Source organism: Salinicola endophyticus, assembly GCF_040536835.1.
Lineage (GTDB): Bacteria > Pseudomonadota > Gammaproteobacteria > Pseudomonadales > Halomonadaceae > Salinicola > Salinicola endophyticus_A.
In genome coordinates, this window is record NZ_CP159578.1 from 257,393 (window position 1) to 277,921 (window position 20,529).

Here is a 20,529-nt window from a genome sequence, read left to right on the forward strand (position 1 = left end):
CGGTGGTTGTCCCATCGTTGTTATGGTGTCGGCGTCACGCTGGTGGCGACGCCGCCGGCGCGCTCAGCTCAGCGGTACGCGCCCTTCGAAGACCCGCTCGGCCGGGCCGGTCATGATCATCGGCGCGTCGCCCCCGGCCCACTCCAGGGTCAGGTGCCCGCCGCGCAGGGTCACCTCGACCGGGCTTGCGAGCACGCCCCGGCGGATGCCGCAGGCCACCGCCGCGCAGGCGCCGGTACCGCAGGCCAGGGTCTCGCCGGCGCCGCGTTCGAAGACGCGCAGGCGGATGGCGTGGGGCGACTCGATCTGCATGAAGCCGACATTGACCTGGCGCGGAAAGCTGGGGTGGCGCTGCAGCGCCGGGCCGAGCCTCTCCACCGGGGCGCTGTCGACATCCTCGACCTCGATCACCGCGTGCGGGTTGCCCATCGAGGCGACGCTCAGCGCCAGCGTCTGGCCCTCGACCTGAAGCTCATGCAGCGGGGCGTCGTGCTCGGCGCTGAACGGCACGGCGGCCGGGGTGAAACGCGGCGCGCCCATATCCACCCGTACCCGGCCATCGGGGTCGACCTTGAGCGTCAGCGGCCCTCCCAGGGTCTCGACGCGCAGCTCGCGCTTGTGGGTCAGGCGCTGGTCGATCACGAAGCGGGCGAAACAGCGCGCGCCGTTGCCGCAGTTCTCCACCTCTCCGCCGTCGGCATTGAAGATACGGTAGCGAAAATCCATGTCGGGCTGGCGCGGCGGCTCCACCAGCAGCAGCTGGTCGAAGCCGATCCCGAAGTGGCGGTCGGCGAGGCGGCGGATCTGCTCGTCGCGCAGGTAGGCGCGCTGGCTGATCAGGTCGACCACCATGAAGTCGTTGCCGAGACCGTGCATCTTGGTGAAATTCAACAGCATCACGACGTCTCCGGCAGCCGCGACTCCAGCGCCCACAGCGATGCCAGCGACTCGCGCTGGCGCACCAGGTGGCAAATCTCGCCATCCACCAGCACCTCCGGTGGGCGGCCGCGGCTGTTGTAGTTCGAGGCCATGACGAAACCGTAGGCGCCGGCGGCGTGCACCACCAGCAGGTCGCCCTCGGCCACCGCCAGCTCGCGCGCCTTGCCCAGGAAGTCGCCGCTCTCGCACACCGGGCCGACCACGTCGTAGCAGGCGCTGGGGCGTGGCGTGCGGCTGTCGACCGCCTCGATACGCTGCCACGCCTGATAGAGCGAGGGGCGGATCATGTCGTTCATGCCGGCATCGACGATGGCGAAGTTCTTGCTCTCGCCGGGCTTGAGATACTCGATCCGGGTCAGCAGCACGCCGGCATTGGCGGCGATCGAGCGGCCCGGTTCGAAGATCAGGGTCAGCTCGCGCCCGGCCAGGCGCTCGCGCACCGCGGCCACCAGCGCCTCGGCCGGCGGCGGCACTTCGTCCTGGTAGACCACGCCGAGACCGCCGCCCAGGTCGAGATGCTCGAGCACGATGCCGCGCTCGGCGAGGCGATCGACCAGTGCCAGCAGGCGGTCGAGGGCGTCCAGGAAGGGCGAGAGCTCGGTGAGCTGGGAGCCGATGTGGCAGTCCACCCCCACGACCTTGAGATGTTCGCGCTCGGCCGCCCAGGTGTAGAGGTCGAGCACCTCGTCGGCGGCGACGCCGAACTTGTTGTCCTTGAGCCCGGTGGAGATGTAGGGGTGGGTGCCGGCGTCGACGTCCGGGTTGACCCGGATCGAGACGTTGGCCACCTGGCCGCGCTCGGCGGCGACACGTTCGAGGCGCTCGAGCTCCGGGCGCGATTCGACGTTGAAGCACTTGATGCCGACCTCCAGCGCCCGCGCCATTTCGTCGGCCTGTTTGGCGACTCCGGAGAAGACCACCTTGGCCGGATCGCCGCCGGCGGCCAGCACGCGCTCCAGCTCGCCCTGGGAGACGATGTCGAAGCCGGCGCCGAGACGCGCCAGCAGGTCGATCACCGCCAGGTTGGAGTTGGTCTTCAACGCATAGCAGACCAGATGCGGCATATCGCCCAGGGCGTCGCTGTAGGCGCGGAACTGCCGGGTCAGCGCGGCGCGCGAGTAGACGTAGCAGGGCGTGCCGTAGTCGGCGGCGATCTGCGCCAGCGGGACCGCTTCGGCGTACAGCTCGCCGTCATGCCGGGGAAAAGCTTCGAACGTCAAGGCATTGTCTCCGCCTGGGGTTCCTGGGACCGAGTCTCGGGCTGAGTCTGCGGCTGGGCCTTGGCGCCGTCGCTGCGCGCTGCGGCATCACCCGGCTGTGCCTCGGCGTGGGCGCCCTGGGGGTCGTAGGTCTTGGCTGCCTGGTCGTTCTCGGGCAGATAGAGCGGGCCTTTCTGGCCGCAGCCGGCCGCCGACAGCCCGGTCAGGGCGAGCAGGGCAACGAGAAGCAGATTACGCGACATGCGGGGCCTCCTGAAGCGCGTCGAGCGCGGTGCGAGCGCGGCTGGCCGCGGCGCGCACCTGATCCGGGGCGGTGCCGCCGATATGGTTGCGCGCCGCCACCGAGCCCTCCAGGGTCAGCACCTCGAAGACGTCCGCGCCGATGGTGTCGGAGAAGCGCTGGAGCTCGTCGAGGGACATCTCTGAGAGATCCTTGCCCGACTCGATGCCGTAGGCCACCGCCTTGCCGACGATCTCGTGGGCATCGCGGAAGGCCACCCCGGCGCGTACCAGATAGTCGGCCAGGTCGGTGGCGGTGGAGAAGCCGCGCCGCGCCGCCTCGAGCATGTTGGCGCGCTTGGCGCGCAGCGCCGGCGCCATGTCGGCGAAGGCGCGCAGACAGCCCTTGACCGTGTCGAGGGTGTCGAACAGCGGCTCCTTGTCCTCCTGATTGTCCTTGTTGTAGGCCAGCGGCTGCGACTTCATCAGCGTCAGCAGGCTCATCAGGTGGCCATAGACGCGACCGGTCTTGCCGCGCACCAGCTCGGGTACGTCGGGATTTTTCTTCTGCGGCATGATCGAGGAGCCGGTGCAGAAGCGGTCGGGCAGGTCGACGAAGTCGAACTGGGCGCTGGCCCACAGCACCATCTCTTCGCTCATGCGCGACAGATGCATCAACAGGATGCTGGCGAAGGCGGTGAACTCGATCGCGAAATCGCGATCGCTGACCGCGTCCAGCGAGTTCTCCGCCGGACGCTCGAAGCCCAGCAGCTCGGCGGTGACGTGGCGGTCGATGGGGTAGGTGGTGCCGGCCAGGGCGGCGGCGCCCAGCGGCAGCACGTTGACCCGCTTGCGGCAGTCGTAGAGGCGCTCGTGATCGCGCGCCAGCATCTCCTGCCACGCCAGCAGATGGTGGCCGAAGGTCACCGGCTGCGCGGTCTGCAGGTGGGTGAAGCCGGGCATGATGGTATCGGCCTCGGCTTCGGCGAGCTCGATCAGGCCGCGGCGCAGGCGCGCCAGCTCCGCCGCCACGGCGTCGATCTCGTCACGCAGGTAGAGGCGGATGTCGGTGGCGATCTGATCGTTGCGCGAGCGCCCGGTGTGGAGCTTCTTGCCGGTGATGCCGATCTTGTCGGTGAGCCGCGCTTCCACGTTCATGTGGATGTCTTCCAGGTCGACCGACCATTCGATCTCGCCGCGTTCGATCTCGGCTTCGATCTCGCCCAGACCCTGAATGATGCGATCACGCTCCGCCTCGGTCAGCACGCCGACCCGGGCCAGCATGGTGGCGTGGGCCACGGAGCCGCGGATGTCGTGATGATAGAGCCGCTTGTCGAAGGAGATCGAAGCGGTGAAGGCGGCGACGAATGCGTCGGTGGGCTCGCTGAAACGTCCGCCCCAGGATTGGTTGGTTGCCTGCGTCATCGAATACGAACTCTGCCTAGGTTGACCGGATGTGGGTGCCGGGTGGCCGGGTGTGATCGCGGGTCGCGCATGGCGCGCGCGGGCCGGCGAAACGCTGTCTGGAGTGTACCAGAGTCGTGGCCGCGTGGGACGGGGGCGAGCGCTGCCGGTACCAGGTCAAGGGGGCGTGATTTTTCCTGGCCGGGTGACTGCTTTATCATACCTTCAAGATTCGTGCCGACGAACGCTCTTGGTCTCGAAGAGCGTACTTCGTGGCGACGAGCGTACATCGCGCGGCGGGTGGTCTTTGCCCCCGTGCCCCAGACTCCGGAGATCCGCGTGCTCGACGCTAACAGATTGAGAATCGCCACCCGCAAGAGTGCGCTGGCGCTATGGCAGGCCGAACACGTCAAGGCGCTGCTGGCGCAGCAGCACCCGCAGCTGGAGATCGAGCTGGTACCGCTCTCCACGCGTGGTGACAAGATCCTCGACACCCCGCTGGCCAAGATCGGCGGCAAGGCGCTGTTCGTCAAGGAGCTGGAAGAGGCGATGCTCGACGGCCGCGCCGATCTCGCCGTGCACTCGATGAAGGACGTGCCGATGCACTTCCCCGATGGCCTGGGGCTGTCGGTGATTCTCGAGAGCGGGGCGCCGACCGATGCCTTCGTCTCCAACACCTATGCGAGCGTCGATGCCTTGCCCGAGGGGGCACGGGTGGGCACGTCCAGCCTGCGCCGCGGGCTGCAGGTGGCGGCGCGGCGCCCGGATCTGGAAGTGCTGCCGCTGCGTGGCAATGTCCAGACCCGGCTGGGCAAGCTGGATGCCGGTGATTTCGAGGCGATCATCCTGGCCACCGCCGGTCTCCAGCGGCTGCAGCTGGGCGAGCGGATCACCGCCGAGCTGTCGCCGGAGGAGAGCCTGCCCGCCTGCGGTCAGGGCGCACTGGGCATCGAGTGCCGCCATGACGACGCCGAGCTGGTGGCGCTATTGGCGGCCCTGGATCACGGCCCCACGGCGACCCGGGTGCGCGCCGAGCGCGCCATGAACACGCGTCTCGACGGCGGCTGTCAGGTGCCTATCGGCGGCTACGCGGTGCTCGAGAACGATGGCGATACCCTGTGGCTGCGCGGGCTGGTCGGGCATCCGGATGGCTCGCAGGTGCTGCGCGCCGAGGGGCGCGGCTCGGCGATGGAGCCGGAAGCGCTGGGGATTCGTATCGCCGAGTCACTGCTGGAGCAGGGCGCCGGCGACATTCTGGCCGAGGTCTACGGTAACGGCTGATGACTCGGGTCCTGATCACGCGCCCCGGTGAGCGTGGCGCGGTGCTGGCGCAGGCGCTGCGCGCGGTCGGCTGCGAGCCGGTGGCGCTGGATGTGCTGGCGTTCGAGCCGGTGGCGCTGTCGCCCGCCGCGCGGGCGCTGGTGCTCGACCTCGACGCTTTTCAGGGCATCATCGTGGTGAGCCCGCAGGCGGGCGTATCTCTGGCCGAGGCGATTGGGTCATACTGGCCGCAGCTACCCCAACGGCTACGCTTCTATGCAGTGGGCCAGGCCACCGCGGAGACGCTATACCAAGAGCTGGGGGTGCCCTGCGTGCTGCCCCCGACGGGGGCCGGCGAGCATAGTGAGGGGCTGCTCGAGGCGCCGTCGCTGCGGGCGGTGGCGGGCAAGCGCCTGCTGCTGGCCCGCGGCGAGGGCGGGCGCGAGGTGCTGGCCGAACAGCTGACGGCGCGCGGCGCGCTGCTCGACACGCTGACGCTCTATCGTCGCCGCTACCGTCCGCCGGCACCCCCGGCGGCGACCTGGCTGGCCCAGGGCGACTATGCGGCGCTGGTGGTGACCAGCGGGGAAATATTGCAACATCTGGCCACCGGGTGTGGCCCGATAGCGTTGAACCAACCGCTAATCGTCTCGAGTGGACGGTTGGCTACACTGGCGAGACAGCTGGGATTCGGCTCGCTTCACGTGGCGTCCGGGCCTGCGCCGGAGGCGCTGGCGGCGGCGGTGACTGCGCTGCGCGCGAGCTGATCCCGCGCATCTGGTAGTGCCGGGCTCCCGGCCCGCCGCCCAGGGCCGGTTCGATCCTGCTCCGATGGCACCGTCGCCAACCCGACGCGCCGTCCGGGCGCCACCTTCGATCAGGGTGATCACGAGTAAAGGCAGCGTAGATGAGCAAGCAACGAAACGATCAACAACCGCAGTCGGCCTCCGCTTCCGACAATCAGGCCGACGGCGACGCTCGGAAAGCCGAGCAGGACAAGACCGCTTCGTCGACTGCCGCGTCGACACCCGACACCGCTGCCGATACCGCCGGCCACACCGACCCCGTCAAACCGGACGTGGCACAGCCGGACGCCAGCGGCGAACCCAGCACCTCCCGCGCTAGTGGCAAGGCGGCCAGCGCTGCCAAACAGGAGAGCCCCCAGACTGACGCTGCCAAGAGCGCTGGCACCGCCAGCGAGGGCGGTGAGGGCAAGCGCGACGCCGCCAAGGGCAAGAGCAAGACGAGCACCAAGGCCGCCAAACCGGGCGGGCCGCTGTCGCGCGATGGCGGCGGGGCCGCGTCTTCGCGCGCCAAGCCTGCCAGCAGCGGCGGAGGCGGCAGCAGTCATGAGGGCAGCCGCAGTGGCGGTGGCAGCAAGAACGGCAAGAGCAGCAAGCTAGGCCTGCTGGCGCTGATCCTGGTCATCGTGCTGGCGATCGCGGTGGCGGCCATCGGCTACCGCGGCTGGCAGCTGCTGCAACAACAGCAGCAGAAGCTGGACCAGGTACAGTCCAACCGCGGCGCCATCGACGATCTGAGCGCGCGCGTCGGTGATCTCGACCAGAACCGCCAGCAGTCGCTGAAGATGATGCGCGGCGAGTTCGATCAGTACCGCCAGAGCCTCGACAAAACCCTGGACAAGGTGCTGGCGGAGCTGGCCAAGCAGCAGCAGGCCGATCCGCGCGAGTGGCTCCACGCCGAAGCCGAGTATCTGCTGCGCCTGGCCAACCAGCGGCTGCAGCTGGAGCGCGACGTGCCCGGCGCCAAGGCGCTGCTCGAGGCCGCCGATGCCCGCCTGCGCGACGCGGACAACCCGGCGCTGGTGCCGATCCGCCGCGCGATCCAGTCGGAGCTGGCGGCGCTCGACTCGGTGCCGGTGATCGACCGCACCGGTATCTACCTGGCGCTGATGGCGCAGCAGGAGCAGCTGGCCCGCCTGCCGCTGAAACAGGACATCGAGCAGATCGCCGCCGGCAAGGGCGACGCCCAGCCCAGTGGCGGCTGGCGCGAGCAGCTCGCCACCCTGGGTCGCGAGCTCAAGGATCTGGTCACCGTGCGGCGCCACGACCAGCCGCTGGAGGCGCTGATCACCCCCGAGCAGGAGTCCTACCTGCGCCAGAACGTGCGCATGCTGCTGGAGCAGGCGCAGCTGGCGCTGCTCAAGGCCGAGCCCAAGCTCTACCAGGCCAGCCTGGGCAAGGCGATCGAGCTGATCAAGGGCTACTACGACACCGACAACCAGGGCGTGGCCAACGCCCTCGACAAGCTCTCCTCGCTGCGCGACGAGAACGTGCGCCCGGAGCTGCCGGACATCAGCCAGTCGTCGCAGCTGCTCAAGCAGTTCATCGAGAAGCGCTTCGGTAACGGCACGGGTGGTAGTAACGCGAACGGCGGTCAGGCGACGCAGAACGGATCGGCACAGGGAGAGGGCGCATGAGAAAGCTGATCCTGCTGATCGTCTTCGGTCTGGCGGTCGGCGCGCTGTTCGGGCAGCTGATGCAGTCGCTGCCGGGGTACTGGTTCATCCGTGTCGGCGATACCTCGATCCAGACCTCGTTCTGGTTCGGCTGCGTGCTGCTGCTGGTCGCCTTTCTGGTGCTGCACTTTGGCCTGCGCGCGCTGATGCGCCTGCGCCGGCCGATGAGCCGTCTCAAGGTGTGGAACAGCCGCACCCGTCACCGCACCGCCATGAAGCGCACCGTGCGTGGCCTGGTGGCGCTGGCCGAGGGGCGCTGGAAGCGTGCCGAAAAGGCGCTGACCAAGGCCGCCGACGACTCCGGCACGCCGCTGGTCAACTACCTTTCGGCGGCGCTGGCGGCCCACTATCAGGGCCGCTACGAGCAGGCCGACGTGCTGCTCAAGCGTGCCCACCACAGTACCGAGGGCGCCGACACCGCGGTCGGCCTGGTGCAGGCGCAGCTGATGCTCGACCGCCAGCAGTTCGAGGAGGCGCTGGCCACCCTGACCCGTCTGGAACAGCAGCTACCGGAGCATCCGCAGGTGCTCAAGCTGCTCAAGCAGGCCTATCTCAGCGTCAACGACTGGGATGGCCTGCGTCGGCTGCTGCCACGGCTCGACAAGCACCGCCTGATCACCGACGACGAGCGCCGCGAACTCGAGCAGCGTGCCAACCGCGAGCTGTTGATCCACGCCGCTCAGCAGGAGGGTAACCTGCAGCGGGTGCGGGCACTCTGGGCAGACATGCCCGATGCGCTGCGCGGCGACGTCGAGCTGGTCCTGCTCTACAGCGATGCGCTGATCAAGGGCGGCGAGGAGGGCGACGCCGAACGCCTGCTGCGCAACGCCCTCAAGGAGCACTGGGATACGCGCCTGGTGCTGCGCTACGGCCTGCTCAACGTCGACGCCGCGCGCCAGCTGGCGTACGCCGAGAAGTGGTTGCAGGAGCGGCCCAACGACCCGGATCTACTGCTCACCCTGGGTCGGCTCTCGCTACGCAACGCCTACTGGGGCAAGGCGCAGGAGTACTTCGAGGCGAGCCAGCGTCAGCGCCCGAGCGGGGTGGTGTGTGCGGAACTCGCGCGGCTCTATGCCAACCTCGGTGACCACAGCAAGAGCCAGCTCTACTACCGTCAGAGTGTCACGCTGCTGGACAAGTCGCTGCCGGCGCTGCCCCAGCCCAGCGACGTGACGCGCTGAGCGCGACCACCGATTGCTCTCCTGGGCGCCCGCGGGCGCCCTTTTTTGTCGCCACGTGGCGTCCGTCAGAGGAGTGGGCATGCACTACGGCATCGATGTCGGCGGTACCAAGATCGAGCTCGGGGTCTTCGATCATCAATGGCAGCGTCTTGCCACCTGGCGCGAGGCGACCCCCGCGGCGGATGGCCCGGCGCTGCTGGCGCGACTGGCGTCGATGGTCGCCGTGGCCGACACCCGCTTCGGCGCGCGTGGCACCCTGGGGCTCGGCCTGCCCGGGGTGATCGATACTCGCGGCTGCCTCGTCGCCGCCAATCTGCCCGGCCTGCGTGAGCTGCCGCTGACGGCCTCGCTGCAAGGCCACTTCGACCGCCCGGTGGTGTTCGACAACGACAGTCGCTGCTTCATCCTCTCGGAGGTTGGCCCGGGCGGCGCCGCTGCCGGCGAGCGCCATGCCTTCGGCGCGATCCTGGGTACCGGTGCCGGCGGCGGAGCGATCGTCGAGGGGCGCCTGCTTGGCGGATGTGGTGGCCTGGCTGGCGAGTGGGGGCATCTGCCGCTCTCGGCGGCGGCCAGTGAGCGCTACCACCTGCCGCGTCTGGCTTGCGGCTGTGGTCTGCACGGCTGTCTCGAGCGCTATATCGCCGGCCCTGGGCTGGTGGAGCTGTTTCGCCACTTCGGCGGGAGGGCGGAGCGCGCCGAGACCTGGTACGCCGCCTGGCGCGCGGGCGACCCAGCGGCGGAGCTGGCCCACCGCTGCCACGTCGATCTTCTCGGCGAGGCGCTGGCCAACGTCACCAAGCTGCTGGCCCCGGCGGCGATCGTGATCGGCGGTGGGCTCTCCACCCTGCCCGAACTGGTCGCCGCGCTGCCGGCGGCGCTCGGACGTCATCTCTTTCCCGGTGTCGTCGTGCCGCGGGTGGTAGCCTCGCAACTGGGCGCTGCCAGCGGCGTGCGCGGCGCGGCCATGCGCGGTGCCGGATTCCTGCTCGACGCGGGGTAGGCGCCGCCCGCCGACATGTCTCCCCAGAACGCAAGAGGCCGCCCCGAAGGGCGGCCTCTATCTTTTACTCTCTCACTTGTGCTTTGACGTCGTGGCGTTCAGCGCGGATCGTCACCGGCATCGTCGTCGACGTCGTCATGGGTCGGTTTGTTGTGCGTGGCATCGTGCGACCGGGTATCCGGTTGCTCGGAGGACGCGGCCGCCTGGGCGGTACCCGGAATGTCGCGCTTGTCGTCGCGCAGCACGCGCACGTGGGCCGGCGGCGCCGAGCCGTCCCGATCCTCGCCGAAGTAGAGCGTGGTGTGCGGGAACGGGATCTCGATACCGGCCTTGTCGAAGTAGAGCTTGACCAGGCGGTTGTAGGCGCGGCCCACACCCCACTGGTCGCCCGGGGTGGTCTTGATCACCACACGGATATTGACCGAGCTGTCGGCCAGGGCGACCACGCCTGCCACGGTCATCGGGGCCAGCAGCTTGTGGCCATGCTCCTCGCTCGCCTTGAGCTCCTCGAACGCCGCCTGCAGCTGCTCGATGGCGTAATCGATGTTCTCGCGGTAGGCGATGCCGTACTCGCCGACATGGTTGCCGTATTCACGCATGAAGTTGGAGACCGTGCCCACCGACGAGAACGGCACGATATGGTAGGTACCGGAGAGGTCTCGGATCGCCACCGAGCGGATGCTGACGCGCTCGGCGGTACCGGTGATGCCGCCCACGGAGACCACATCGCCAGTGTTCATGGCGTTCTCGAGCTGGATGAAGACCCCAGTGATGACGTCCTGGACCAGTTTCTGGGCACCGAAACCGATGGCCAGGCCCAGCACCCCGGCCCCGGCGATCAGCGGGCCGATATTGATACCGATCTGCGACAGCACGATCATCGCCGTCATGATGATCAGGGTGATCGCCAGGGCGTTGCGGAACAGGCTCATCAGGGTCTGGGCGCGGGCAGTCGGGGCGCCGCCGCCGGTCTCCGGGTTGAGATAGTTCTCGATCAGGCTGGCCAGGCCGATCCATACGATGGCGGCCACGGCCAGAATCAGGAGCACCTGGATCACGGCAGCGACGGTGCGCGCGCCGGCTTCGCTGGCGTACCAGGTGGCCAGGTCGAAGACGCCCCAGGCGTCCAGGGTGTACATCACCACCGCGACCAGAATGATCACGCGGATCACCTTGAGGAAGCTCGGCACATAGGCGTTGAGCCGCCCCTCGAGCATCGGCAGGCGCCGGCGCAGCTCGTCGGAGAGGGTGATGCGTCGCCCGATAAGCTGGGTCAGCAGCCCCGAGACCAGCATGCCGATGCCGATGTAGAGGATCGTCTTCAGGGTCGCGATGAGCACGAACGGCAGCGCGGTTTCCGGATGCAGCAGGGTCACGCCGAACACCATCAGCGCATACAGAATGGCGATCACGTGCCACACGCCGGCCAGCATGCGCAGGGCGACGCGGGAGGCGGCCATGCTGGCCTGCTCGGCCTTGCCCAGGATCAGATCGCGCACCGCAAGGCGCTTCTTGAGGATCACGGTCATCGCCGCGAGCAGGGCGATCAGCATGATCAGCACGCTGATCACCTTGCCGAAGGCCGGCGACAGGTTGAGGCTCAGAATCGGTACCACCACCAGCATGCCGTAGCCGACGAAGCCGGCCAGGCTGGCCAGGAAGCCGTTGCAGTAGCGTGCCTGGGCGGCGCTGATGGGCACCAGGCGCAGGCCTTCGTGGCTGGAGGCGAACAGCGCGCGCAGCGCGCACTTGAACAGCTCGATCATCAGGAAGGCGTTGAGGAACAGCGAGAAGCGCGTGTTCAAGGTGCCACTCTCGCCGACCAGGAAGGTGGCGACGAGGTTGCCGGCGACATAGGCCAGCACCACCACCACCACGTCGACCACTGCGGCCAGGATCACGCTGACGATCACCCGCAGCAGGTGGGCGCGTCCATCACCCTGCAGTGACCAGCGACTGAACCGGTTGAACAGCGGCCCGGCGAGGCGCCGCAGCACGAAGAACGCGACCACGGTGGCGACGATCACCATGCCCAGCTCCAGCGCGGCATCGAGGAAGTCGCTCAGGCTGAAGGCGGGGCCGCTGCTGGCGGCGGCGTCGCCGCTGCCGAAGAAACCGCTGACCAGCGCCGCCACGGCGGTGAACTGCCCGCCGATGTCATCGGCGAAGGCGCTGGTGATCTGCGCCATGCGCCGCGGGAAGGAGACGTCCTCGGTAGTCGTGGCGTTATCGGCGCTCTTGGCACCGTCGGCGGAGGCCTGGCTGGTATTCGCCTCCGCGGGCGCGCTGCCCTGCGGTTTCCCGTCACCGGCCTGGGGCTGCTCGGCGGCAAGCTTGCGCAGCTGATCGATCAGCGCCTGACGCGACTGCTCGTTCTCCAGCAGGTCGGCCATCGTCGAGTAGGCGGGGCCTTCCTCGGCGGGCGCGCTCGACGACGCATCTGAGCTGGCGTCCTGTTGCGCCATCAGCGGGGCGGCGAAGAACAGCAGTATCAAGAGTAGCCAGCGGCTCGGCCAGCGATCGGGGCGAGGGGTGGGCACGCTTCAACCTCCTTGTCTGAAGGGCGGGGTCTTAAGGGCTGTGTCTCAAAATGTCGTCAGGCCAGAGCGATGGCCGGGCGCTCGCGCGGCGACGATCGGCCTCCAGCTTAACCATCCTTAGGGTAACATTTTATCGTCATACGGAAATTCAGCAGTCGCCGGACCTCTTGAGGCTAGTCAATCCGTGCCCGCTTGCCACTGGATCGCCATGGATTTGCCAGCGACAGTGGCGATATCGCTGGACAAGTCGCGATTCTTTGCCACGCTCAGTCGAGCCGTCGGATCGGATGCCGTCGTGCTGTCTCCTCCAACCTCAAGTCCGGCGCCAGCCTGCGCTGGAGCCCTGTCAGGGATCGATCATGCTCAACGTGACCCTCGAACTGCGCTGTAACGTCTGCGGCGGCGAGCGCTTTCTGCTGCCGACGCTCGATGAATCGTCACAGGATGTGCGCTGTGCCGGCTGCTCGGCCTTCAAGTGCAAGCATCAGGACCTGGAGCGGGCCATGGCCGCAGCCGGGCCCCGCCGCGGTGGGCGGCACCCGGCGCTGTAGCTGCCCACGGCCCGATGGTCGTGCACAAGACGTCCGGGCACAAAACGCCCGGACACAAAAAAAGCACCTCTCTCGAGGTGCTTTTTTCTGGTGTTGGTGGAGGCGGGGGGAATTGAACCCCCGTCCGCCGGCACTCACCCATCGGCTCTACATGCTTAGTTCCGTCTTTTGATTTAGCGCAGTGACCTCCGACGGGCAGGATGACACCTTGCGATCTCTCTAAGGTTTAACGCATGTCAGGAGAGCGCTGACATACGCGGTCCCATCAGCTTTAGCTCGTATCCTCTCCGCGATGAATGGGCACATCGCTTCGAGGCCAGACAACAGCTAGCAGTTCTTAGGCTGCCAGTGCGCCTTGAGCGTAGTTTTCGTCGTTTGCGACTATTTAATCGTAACGTTGGATTTACGAGATACGTTACGCTCTCGGCATGCACCTCAGGGATTGTCACCGGCGTCGAAGCCATGTCGCCCCCTTGGAACCCCGATATTCTATCAGTTGGGGATGACCCCACGCCATCTCAATCGTCGAATTGCACTCTTCACGCTGCGCCTCAGGCGTGGTCGCGCATCACCCGCGCCTTCTCGCGATTCCAGTCGCGCTCCTTCTGGGTGGCGCGCTTGTCGTGCAATTGCTTGCCGCGCACCAGCGCCAGCTCGCACTTGACCAGATTCTTCTTCCAGTAGAGCTTGAGCGGCACACAGGTGTGGCCCTTCTCCTGGGTCCGCGAGAAGATCCTGGCGATCTCCTTGCGATGCAGCAGCAGCTTGCGCGTGCGGTCGGGCTCGGCCACCACGTGGGTGCTGGCGGTGTTGAGCGGCGTGATGTGGCTGCCCAGCAGCCAGGCCTCGCCGTTCTTGATCAGGATATAGGTGTCGGTGAGCTGGGCCTTGCCGGCACGCAGGCTCTTGACCTCCCAACCGCTCAGCGAGAGACCCGCCTCGAAGGTTTCGTCGATGTGATACTCGAAACGAGCCTTCTTGTTCTGGGCGATCGTGTTGTTGCCGGGCGCGTTGCCTTTCTTCTTACCCATGACACCTCTTCGCGGCGATATCCGGTACGCCCGCAGACCTGGGGGCGAGCGTGCTACCATTCAAGCATGTGAGAAATAGCCCCCATGATACGCGCATCGGGGCGATAAATCAGTGGAGAGCTACATGCCAAGCGTGCACCGGTCTGCTTTTGTCCGGCATACCCCGGAACAGATGTTCGAGCTGGTCAATGACTTCGAACGCTACCCGGAATTCCTCCCCGGCTGCCGTCGGGCCCGGGTGATCGAACGCGGAGAGGATTACTTGATCGGCAGCATGACCCTGGCCAAGGGCGGCGTCGAGCAGACCGTGACCACGCGCAATGATCTCAAGCGCCCCGGGCGCATCGATCTGTCGCTGGTCGACGGCCCGTTCAAGCGCCTCGAGGGATGCTGGCTGTTCCGTGATCTGGGCGAGAACGCCTGCAAGGTGGAGCTGGAGATGGAGTTCGAGTTCAGCAACCGGCTGCTGGGCATGGCCTTCGGCCGTCTGTTCCAGCAGGTCGCGGGGCAGCTGATCGACGCTTTCACCCGGCGCGCCGATCAGGTCTATGGGCGCTGACGCCATGCCTCCCGCAGCCGATGCCCGCGAGATTAGCGGTACCGAGTCGGGCGAGGCGCCGGCCGGAGACAGTGCGCTGGTCGAGGTGGCCTACGCCACGCCGGCGCATCAGCGTATCGTCACGCTCGCGTGGTCGGCGGGGCTGACCGCGCGGGAGGCGGTGATGCGTGCCGATCTGCCGACCTATTTCGCCGACCTCGACGAGGCCTGGCTGGCGAGTGCGCCGCTGGGGATCTTCGGCGAGCGTCTTGTCCACCCCGAGCAGCGCGAACTGCTGCCGGGGGAGCGGGTCGAGGTCTACCGCCCGCTGCACATCGACCCCAAGCAGGCGCGACGCGAGCGGGCGGCCCGCAGGCCGCCGCGCTGATTCGCACTCGGTAAAGAGAGGGGTTAAAGGCCTGTGGGGCCGACCTGCGGCACCGCAGCACCTTCACCGGCACCTTCGACCGCCGGCCCCGGGCCGCTGTCCTGGTCGAGTTCGACGTCGGCATTCATGTCACCGGACTTCTGGATGTCGACCACCTGGTCGTTGGCGAAGGTGAGCGTGACCCGCTTCTCCACCGTGCCGCCGTAGGCCTTGTCGAGATAGAAGACGTAGTCCCACTGGTCGGAGGAGAAGGGCGCTTCCATCAGCGGCGTTCCCATGACCTGAACGACCTGGGCGCGGCTCATGCCGGTATGGAGCTGAGACACCATGTCCTGGGTGATGAGGTTGCCCTGGACGAGGTCGCGTTTGTAGACGCCAAAGTAGCTACAGCCAGCGATGAGAGACGCTGCGAGCACGAGTACGGCCGTTCTGATCAGGTTTTGCATTTGAGTCCGTCTTTCACTATCGTTGCGTGGATTGATCATACCCGACACGGGACGCCACTGCGAAGAGCGACCATGGCAGACGAAAACCAAGAATTGCGCAAGGCGGGACTCAAGGTCACTCTGCCGCGTGTCAAGATCCTGCAGATTCTCGAAGCGACACGTATGGAAGAAGAGCTCCATATGAGCGCCGAGGACGTCTACAAGGCGCTGCTGGAGTCGGGAGAAGACGTCGGCCTCGCTACCGTATACCGTGTGCTGACTCAGTTCGAGGCCGCTGGCCTGGTGGTGCGTCACAATTTCGACGGCGGCCATGCCGTGTTCGAGATGACCCAGGAAGAGCACCATGACCACATGGTGGACCTGGAGTCCGGTGATATCGTCGAGTTCTACGACGAAGAGATCGAGCGGCGCCAGCGTGAGATCGTCGAAGAGCACGGCTACGAGCTGGTCGAGCATGCGCTGGTGCTTTACGTCCGCCCGCGCGGCTCCAAGGCGACGCGCCAGGACAGCAGCAAGAAGTGACTCCCTGGCCCGCCTGCAGGGCACAAGCGATATCACCAGAACGCCGACCCCCAGGGGTCGGCGTTTTGCGTTGTGTGCAGTGTGGTGAGTGCGCTCGCGAGGCGCTGGCGATGCTCAGTGCGCCCCGGTCTGGCTCGCCGCCAGCATCTCGCGGGCGTGGGCCAGGGTGCGCTCCGAGAGTTTGACGCCGCCGAGCATGCGCGCGATCTCGCGCACTCTGCCCGCTTCGTCGAGCTGCGCCATCTGGGTGCGGGTGGCCTCGTCGCTGGACTGCTTTTCGATGTGCAGGTGCTGGTGCGCCTGGGCGGCAACCTGGGGCAGGTGGGTCACGGTCATGATCTGGGCTTTCTGGCCCAGCCGGCGCAGCAGCTGGCCGACGATCTCGGCGGTGGCGCCGGAGATGCCGACATCGACCTCGTCGAACACCAGCGTGGCCAGGGTGCTGTGGCTGGCCGCGACTACCTGGATCGCCAGGCTGACGCGGGAGAGCTCGCCGCCGGAAGCGACCTTGGCCAGTGGCCGCGGCGGCTGGCCGGGGTTGGCGCTGATCAAGAGGCTGACGCGGTCGACCCCGTGGGGCTGCGGCGTCTCCAGCGGGGTGACCTCGACCGCGAAGCGCGCCTTCTCCATGCCCAGGAAAGCGAGCTGCTCCTGTACCTGACGGGCGAATTCGGTGGCACTGGTCTGGCGCGCCTCGCTGATCTGGCGGGCGGCGTCGCGGTAGTGCTGGCGCGTCTCCTCAAGCCGCGCGCGCAGGCTGTCGAGGTCGTCATCGCCGCCATCGAGATCGGCCAGCTCGGCGCTCAGGCGCTGGTGCAGCGCGACCAGCTCGTCGGGCATGACGTGGTGCTTGCGCGCAATGCGGTGGATCTCGCCGAGGCGCTCGTCGACCCAAGCCAGTCTTTGCGGATCGAGCTCGGTGGACTCGACGAAGTGGTGTAGCTCCCGGGCCGCCTCCTCGAGCTGGATCTGGGCATCACCGAGCATGCCGAGCGCTTCCGCCAGGCTGCCGCGGTCGCTGCCCGGCACACGCGACAGGCGCGTGTGTGCCTGCAGTAGCAGGCCCAGTGCACCGCCTTCGTCGTGGTCGCAGCAGTCGGCGGCGAACTGCGCCTCGCGCAGGGTCTCCTCCAGATGCGCCAGGGTCTCCTGCTCCTGTTCCAGTGCCTCCAGTTCGTCTGCCTGCAGTGCCAGCTGATCCAGCTCCTCCACCTGATAGCGCAGCAGTTGGCGCTTGGCCTCGCGCTCCTCGTCGTTCTCGCTGCGCTGACGATACTGCTTGCGCAGGCTCTGCCACTGGCGGTACAGCGCCGCCAGATCGTCGACCGCGCGGCGCTGGCCGGCGGCGTCGTCGAGCAGGCGGCGATGGGTCTCCTCGTTGAGCAGCGCCTGGTGGGCATGCTGGCTGTGGACGTCGATCAGACACTCGCCGAGCTCGCGCAGGTCGGCGATGGTGCAGGGCTGGCCGTTGATCCACGCCTTGGAGCGTCCGGAAGCGGTGACCACTCGGCGTAGCAGGCAATCCTCGCTCGGCAGTTCGCGCGCGGCGAGCCAGGCCCGCGCCTCGGCGCGGCCGCTGAGGTCGAAGCGCGCGCTGAGATCGGCGCGTTCGGCGCCATGACGCACGCCGCCGGCATCGGCGCGTTCGCCCAGGCAGAGCCCGAGGGCGCCGAGCAGGATCGACTTGCCCGCCCCGGTCTCACCGGTGATGGCGGTCATGCCGGACTGGAACTCCAGATCGAGGGTGTCGACGATGGCGAAGTCGCGAATGGCGAGTTGGATCAGCATGCTGCCTCCCGAGGATCGATGGCGGCCATACAGTAGTCTGTTCGTTTATACAGTAGTCGGTTCGACGCTTCAATCCACCCCGCGGTGCCTGAAAGGCGGGTGGTGCGTTCCGGCATTCACGTAAAGCGCGCCAACGCTTGAGATCGTCGCGGGCAGCCCCATATAGGAAGTCACTTGGATATCAATAGCGAGCGTCGATGACGCCGACGCCGTCTTTATACTGGTGCTTTCATTACATCCATATCGGGAGAGACTCATGGCCAGAGATCCGCAGAAGCCCGTCGACGAAGAGATCGAGCGCGCCGAGCGCGACGGCGAACCGCAGCCGACCCAGGCGCCGCTCGAGGGTGATCTCGACGCGGTTGCCGACGAACTCGAGCATGAGCCTGGCGAGACCGGCGGCGACGCCAACCCCGAGGCAGAAGTGCTGGCCGCGCGGGTCGAAGAGCTGGAGCAGGCGCTCACCGAGGCCAAGGATCAGTCGATGCGTGCCGCCGCCGAGGCCCAGAATGCCCGCCGGCGCGCCGAGCAGGATGCCGAGAAGGCTCGGAAGTTCGCCCTGGAGAAGTTCGTCAAGGAGCTGCTGCCGGTGGTCGACAGTCTGGAAAAGGGGCTGGAGAGCATGCAGGAGGTCGACGAGACCCACCGTGAGGGGGTGTCGATGACTCTGAAGATGCAGCTCGACGTGCTCGCCAAGTTCGGCGTCGAGCAGATCGACCCGCAGGGTGAACCGTTCGATCCGCAGTTCCACGAAGCGATGAGCATGGTGCCCAATCCGGAGCTCGACCCCAACACGGTCATGGATGTGATGCAGAAGGGTTACACCCTGAACGGGCGTCTGGTGCGGCCGGCGATGGTCATCGTCAGCAAGTCGGCCTGACGCAATCTGGGCCGACGGGGCTTGAAAGGCGCCCGAAAGCCCCCAGATAGCAGTCAATCGCGCCACACGCGCCGCCAAGACAACGTATCGAATCGTCAACGAATTGTTAGAGGTGAGGAATTATGGGACGCATCATCGGTATCGACCTGGGTACGACCAACTCCTGCGTCGCCGTGCTCGACGGTGACAAGACTCGCGTGATCGAGAACGCCGAAGGCGCTCGCACCACGCCGTCGATCATCGGCTACACCGACGACGGAGAGACCCTGGTCGGCCAGGCGGCCAAGCGTCAGGCGGTCACCAACCCGACCAACACGCTCTACGCCGTCAAGCGCCTGATCGGCCGCAAGTTCAAGGACGACGTCGTCCAGAAGGACATCAAGATGGTGCCTTACCGCATCGTCGAGGCCGACAACGGCGACGCCTGGGTGCAGGTGAACGACAAGAAGCTGGCACCGCCGCAGGTCAGCGCGGAAGTGCTCAAGAAGATGAAGAAGACCGCCGAGGACTATCTCGGTGAAGAAGTGACCGAAGCGGTCATCACCGTGCCGGCCTACTTCAACGACTCCCAGCGTCAGGCGACCAAGGACGCCGGCCGTATCGCCGGTCTCGAGGTCAAGCGCATCATCAACGAGCCGACCGCAGCCGCGCTGGCCTACGGCATGGATCGTTCCACCGGCGACCGTACCATCGCGGTCTACGACCTAGGCGGCGGTACCTTCGATATCTCGATCATCGAAGTCGCCGACGTCGACGGCGAGAAGCAGTTCGAGGTGCTGGCCACCAACGGTGACACCTTCCTGGGTGGCGAGGACTTCGACCTCAAGCTGATCGACTACCTGGTGCAGCAGTTCAAGAGCGATTCGGGCATCGACCTGTCCGGTGACAGCCTGGCCATGCAGCGTCTGAAGGAAGCCGCCGAGAAGGCCAAGATCGAGCTCTCCTCGGCCCAGCAGACCGAAGTCAATCTGCCCTACATCACCGCCGACAACACCGGTCCCAAGCACCTGGCGATCAAGGTCACCCGGGCCAAGCTCGAGTCGCTGGTCGAAGATCTGGTCAGCCGCTCGCTGGGTCCGTGCAAGACCGCCATGGAAGACGCCGGTCTCTCCAACAGCGAGATCCACGACGTCATCCTGGTGGGCGGCCAGACCCGCATGCCGATGGTGCAGCAGAAGGTCGCCGAGTTCTTCGGCAAGGACGCCCGCAAGGACGTCAACCCGGACGAAGCCGTGGCCATGGGTGCCGCGATTCAGGGCGGCGTGCTCGGCGGTGACGTCAAGGACGTGCTGCTGCTCGACGTGACCCCGCTGACGCTGGGCATCGAGACCCTGGGTGGCGTGATGACGCCGCTGATCGAGAAGAACACCACGATCCCGACCAAGAAGACCCAGACCTTCTCGACCGCCGAAGACAACCAGACGGCCGTGACCATTCACGCGCTGCAGGGTGAGCGTAAGCAGGCGGCGCAGAACAAGTCGCTGGGCCGCTTCGACCTCGCCGACATTCCGCCGGCACCGCGCGGCGTGCCGCAGATCGAAGTCGCCTTCGATCTCGATGCCAACGGTATCCTCAACATCACGGCCAAGGACAAGGCGACCGGCAAAGAGCAGTCGATCGTGATCAAGTCCTCCAGCGGTCTCTCCGACGAAGAGATCGATCAGATGGTCAAGGATGCCGAGGCGCACGAGGCCGAGGACAAGAAGTTCGAAGAGCTGGTCGCCCTGCGCAACCAGGCCGACGGCATGATCCACGCCTCGCGCAAGACGCTGGAAGAGGCCGGCGACAAGGTCGACGCCGACGAGAAGAGCAAGATCGAGAGCGCCATCGGCGAGCTCGAGGAAGCGCTCAAGGGTGACGACAAGGACGCCATCCAGGCCAAGCTCGACGCGCTCACCGAAGCCTCCGGCAACCTGGCGCAGAAGATGTACGCCGAGCAGGGCGAAGGCGCCGATCAGGAAGCGGGTGCCCAGGCCGACGACGCCCAGGCCAGCGGCAAGAAAGAGGATGACGTGGTTGACGCCGAGTTCGAGGAAGTCAACGACGATCGGAAAAAGCAATAATCACGACGTCTGACGTCGTGTGACGGCAGCAGCGCGGGAGCCAGACACGACTCCCGCGTTGTCGTTTGCACGGCATCGAT

Annotated in this window: 19 protein-coding genes and 1 other RNA gene; 11 read left to right on the forward strand and 9 right to left on the reverse strand. The window is 66.9% G+C overall.

Going from position 1 to position 20,529, the window contains the following annotated elements:
- Nucleotides 1-63: 63 nt before the first annotated feature.
- The 4 genes from dapF to argH are packed head-to-tail and all read right to left on the reverse strand — an operon-like array spanning nt 64 to nt 3,803.
- Nucleotides 64-897, reverse strand: a complete 834-nt coding sequence (gene dapF / locus ABV408_RS01180; protein WP_353980726.1) for a diaminopimelate epimerase — start codon at nt 895-897, stop codon at nt 64-66.
- Nucleotides 897-2,159 (reverse strand): diaminopimelate decarboxylase, encoded by a 1,263-nt coding sequence (gene lysA, locus ABV408_RS01185; RefSeq protein WP_353980727.1) that lies wholly within the window; start codon nt 2,157-2,159, stop codon nt 897-899. Before lysA ends, dapF begins: the two co-directional genes overlap by 1 nt.
- Entirely contained in the window at nt 2,156-2,401 is a 246-nt protein-coding gene (locus ABV408_RS01190) for an LPS translocon maturation chaperone LptM (RefSeq protein ID WP_353980728.1), read from the reverse strand. Before ABV408_RS01190 ends, lysA begins: the two co-directional genes overlap by 4 nt.
- Nucleotides 2,391-3,803 (reverse strand): argininosuccinate lyase, encoded by a 1,413-nt coding sequence (gene argH, locus ABV408_RS01195; RefSeq protein ID WP_353980730.1) that lies wholly within the window; start codon nt 3,801-3,803, stop codon nt 2,391-2,393. The genes ABV408_RS01190 and argH overlap by 11 nt, the downstream gene beginning before the upstream one ends.
- Before the next feature lie 318 nt (nt 3,804-4,121).
- Here argH and hemC point away from each other — a divergent pair, with 318 nt between their 5' ends.
- From hemC to ABV408_RS01220, 5 genes are all read left to right on the forward strand, one after another.
- Nucleotides 4,122-5,063 (forward strand): hydroxymethylbilane synthase, encoded by a 942-nt coding sequence (hemC, locus tag ABV408_RS01200; RefSeq protein ID WP_353980731.1) that lies wholly within the window; start codon nt 4,122-4,124, stop codon nt 5,061-5,063.
- Nucleotides 5,063-5,809, forward strand: a complete 747-nt coding sequence (locus ABV408_RS01205; protein ID WP_353980732.1) for a uroporphyrinogen-III synthase — start codon at nt 5,063-5,065, stop codon at nt 5,807-5,809. The genes hemC and ABV408_RS01205 overlap by 1 nt, the downstream gene beginning before the upstream one ends.
- A gap of 140 nt (nt 5,810-5,949) precedes the next feature.
- Nucleotides 5,950-7,482, forward strand: a complete 1,533-nt coding sequence (locus ABV408_RS01210; RefSeq protein WP_353980733.1) for a uroporphyrinogen-III C-methyltransferase — start codon at nt 5,950-5,952, stop codon at nt 7,480-7,482.
- Nucleotides 7,479-8,702, forward strand: a complete 1,224-nt coding sequence (locus tag ABV408_RS01215) for a heme biosynthesis HemY N-terminal domain-containing protein (RefSeq protein WP_353980734.1) — start codon at nt 7,479-7,481, stop codon at nt 8,700-8,702. The genes ABV408_RS01210 and ABV408_RS01215 overlap by 4 nt, the downstream gene beginning before the upstream one ends.
- A 79-nt stretch (nt 8,703-8,781) precedes the next feature.
- Nucleotides 8,782-9,702 carry an ROK family protein gene (locus tag ABV408_RS01220; protein ID WP_353980735.1) on the forward strand — a complete coding sequence of 307 codons (921 nt, stop codon included), beginning with the start codon at nt 8,782-8,784 and terminating at the stop codon, nt 9,700-9,702.
- Between the two features lie 98 nt (nt 9,703-9,800).
- On the opposite strand, the gene ABV408_RS01225 is transcribed toward ABV408_RS01220, so the two are convergent.
- Nucleotides 9,801-12,242: a mechanosensitive ion channel domain-containing protein gene (locus ABV408_RS01225; RefSeq protein ID WP_405049922.1), complete on the reverse strand. Its 2,442-nt coding sequence runs from the start codon at nt 12,240-12,242 to the stop codon at nt 9,801-9,803.
- A 359-nt stretch (nt 12,243-12,601) separates the two neighbouring features.
- Between ABV408_RS01225 and ABV408_RS01230 the strand changes: the two genes are divergently transcribed.
- Nucleotides 12,602-12,793, forward strand: a complete 192-nt coding sequence (locus ABV408_RS01230) for a hypothetical protein (RefSeq protein ID WP_353980737.1) — start codon at nt 12,602-12,604, stop codon at nt 12,791-12,793.
- Between the two features lie 94 nt (nt 12,794-12,887).
- On the opposite strand, the gene ssrA is transcribed toward ABV408_RS01230, so the two are convergent.
- Both ssrA and smpB read right to left on the reverse strand, forming a co-directional pair.
- Nucleotides 12,888-13,266: a transfer-messenger RNA gene (ssrA, locus tag ABV408_RS01235) on the reverse strand.
- Between the two features lie 78 nt (nt 13,267-13,344).
- Nucleotides 13,345-13,824 carry an SsrA-binding protein SmpB gene (gene smpB / locus ABV408_RS01240; RefSeq protein ID WP_035476147.1) on the reverse strand — a complete coding sequence of 160 codons (480 nt, stop codon included), beginning with the start codon at nt 13,822-13,824 and terminating at the stop codon, nt 13,345-13,347.
- Between the two features lie 124 nt (nt 13,825-13,948).
- On the opposite strand from smpB, the gene ABV408_RS01245 reads away from it, so the two are divergent.
- Nucleotides 13,949-14,383 (forward strand): type II toxin-antitoxin system RatA family toxin, encoded by a 435-nt coding sequence (locus ABV408_RS01245; RefSeq protein WP_353980738.1) that lies wholly within the window; start codon nt 13,949-13,951, stop codon nt 14,381-14,383.
- Between the two features lie 4 nt (nt 14,384-14,387).
- On the forward strand, nt 14,388-14,750 hold the full coding sequence (locus tag ABV408_RS01250) for an RnfH family protein (RefSeq protein ID WP_353980739.1): 363 nt from the start codon (nt 14,388-14,390) through the stop codon (nt 14,748-14,750).
- Nucleotides 14,751-14,773: 23 nt separating this feature from the next.
- Here ABV408_RS01250 and ABV408_RS01255 read toward each other — a convergent pair whose 3' ends face one another.
- Nucleotides 14,774-15,166, reverse strand: a complete 393-nt coding sequence (locus ABV408_RS01255) for an outer membrane protein assembly factor BamE (RefSeq protein ID WP_353980740.1) — start codon at nt 15,164-15,166, stop codon at nt 14,774-14,776.
- Nucleotides 15,167-15,268: 102 nt separating this feature from the next.
- Between ABV408_RS01255 and fur the strand changes: the two genes are divergently transcribed.
- Entirely contained in the window at nt 15,269-15,718 is a 450-nt protein-coding gene (fur, locus tag ABV408_RS01260; RefSeq protein WP_035476150.1) for a ferric iron uptake transcriptional regulator, read from the forward strand.
- Nucleotides 15,719-15,832: 114 nt separating this feature from the next.
- Here fur and recN read toward each other — a convergent pair whose 3' ends face one another.
- Entirely contained in the window at nt 15,833-17,506 is a 1,674-nt protein-coding gene (recN, locus tag ABV408_RS01265) for a DNA repair protein RecN (protein WP_353980741.1), read from the reverse strand.
- Between the two features lie 256 nt (nt 17,507-17,762).
- On the opposite strand from recN, the gene grpE reads away from it, so the two are divergent.
- Together grpE and dnaK are read left to right on the forward strand one after the other, a co-directional pair.
- Nucleotides 17,763-18,386 carry a nucleotide exchange factor GrpE gene (gene grpE / locus ABV408_RS01270; RefSeq protein ID WP_353980742.1) on the forward strand — a complete coding sequence of 208 codons (624 nt, stop codon included), beginning with the start codon at nt 17,763-17,765 and terminating at the stop codon, nt 18,384-18,386.
- Nucleotides 18,387-18,508: 122 nt separating this feature from the next.
- Nucleotides 18,509-20,449: a molecular chaperone DnaK gene (dnaK, locus tag ABV408_RS01275; RefSeq protein ID WP_353980744.1), complete on the forward strand. Its 1,941-nt coding sequence runs from the start codon at nt 18,509-18,511 to the stop codon at nt 20,447-20,449.
- The last annotated feature ends 80 nt before the right edge of the window (nt 20,450-20,529 follow it).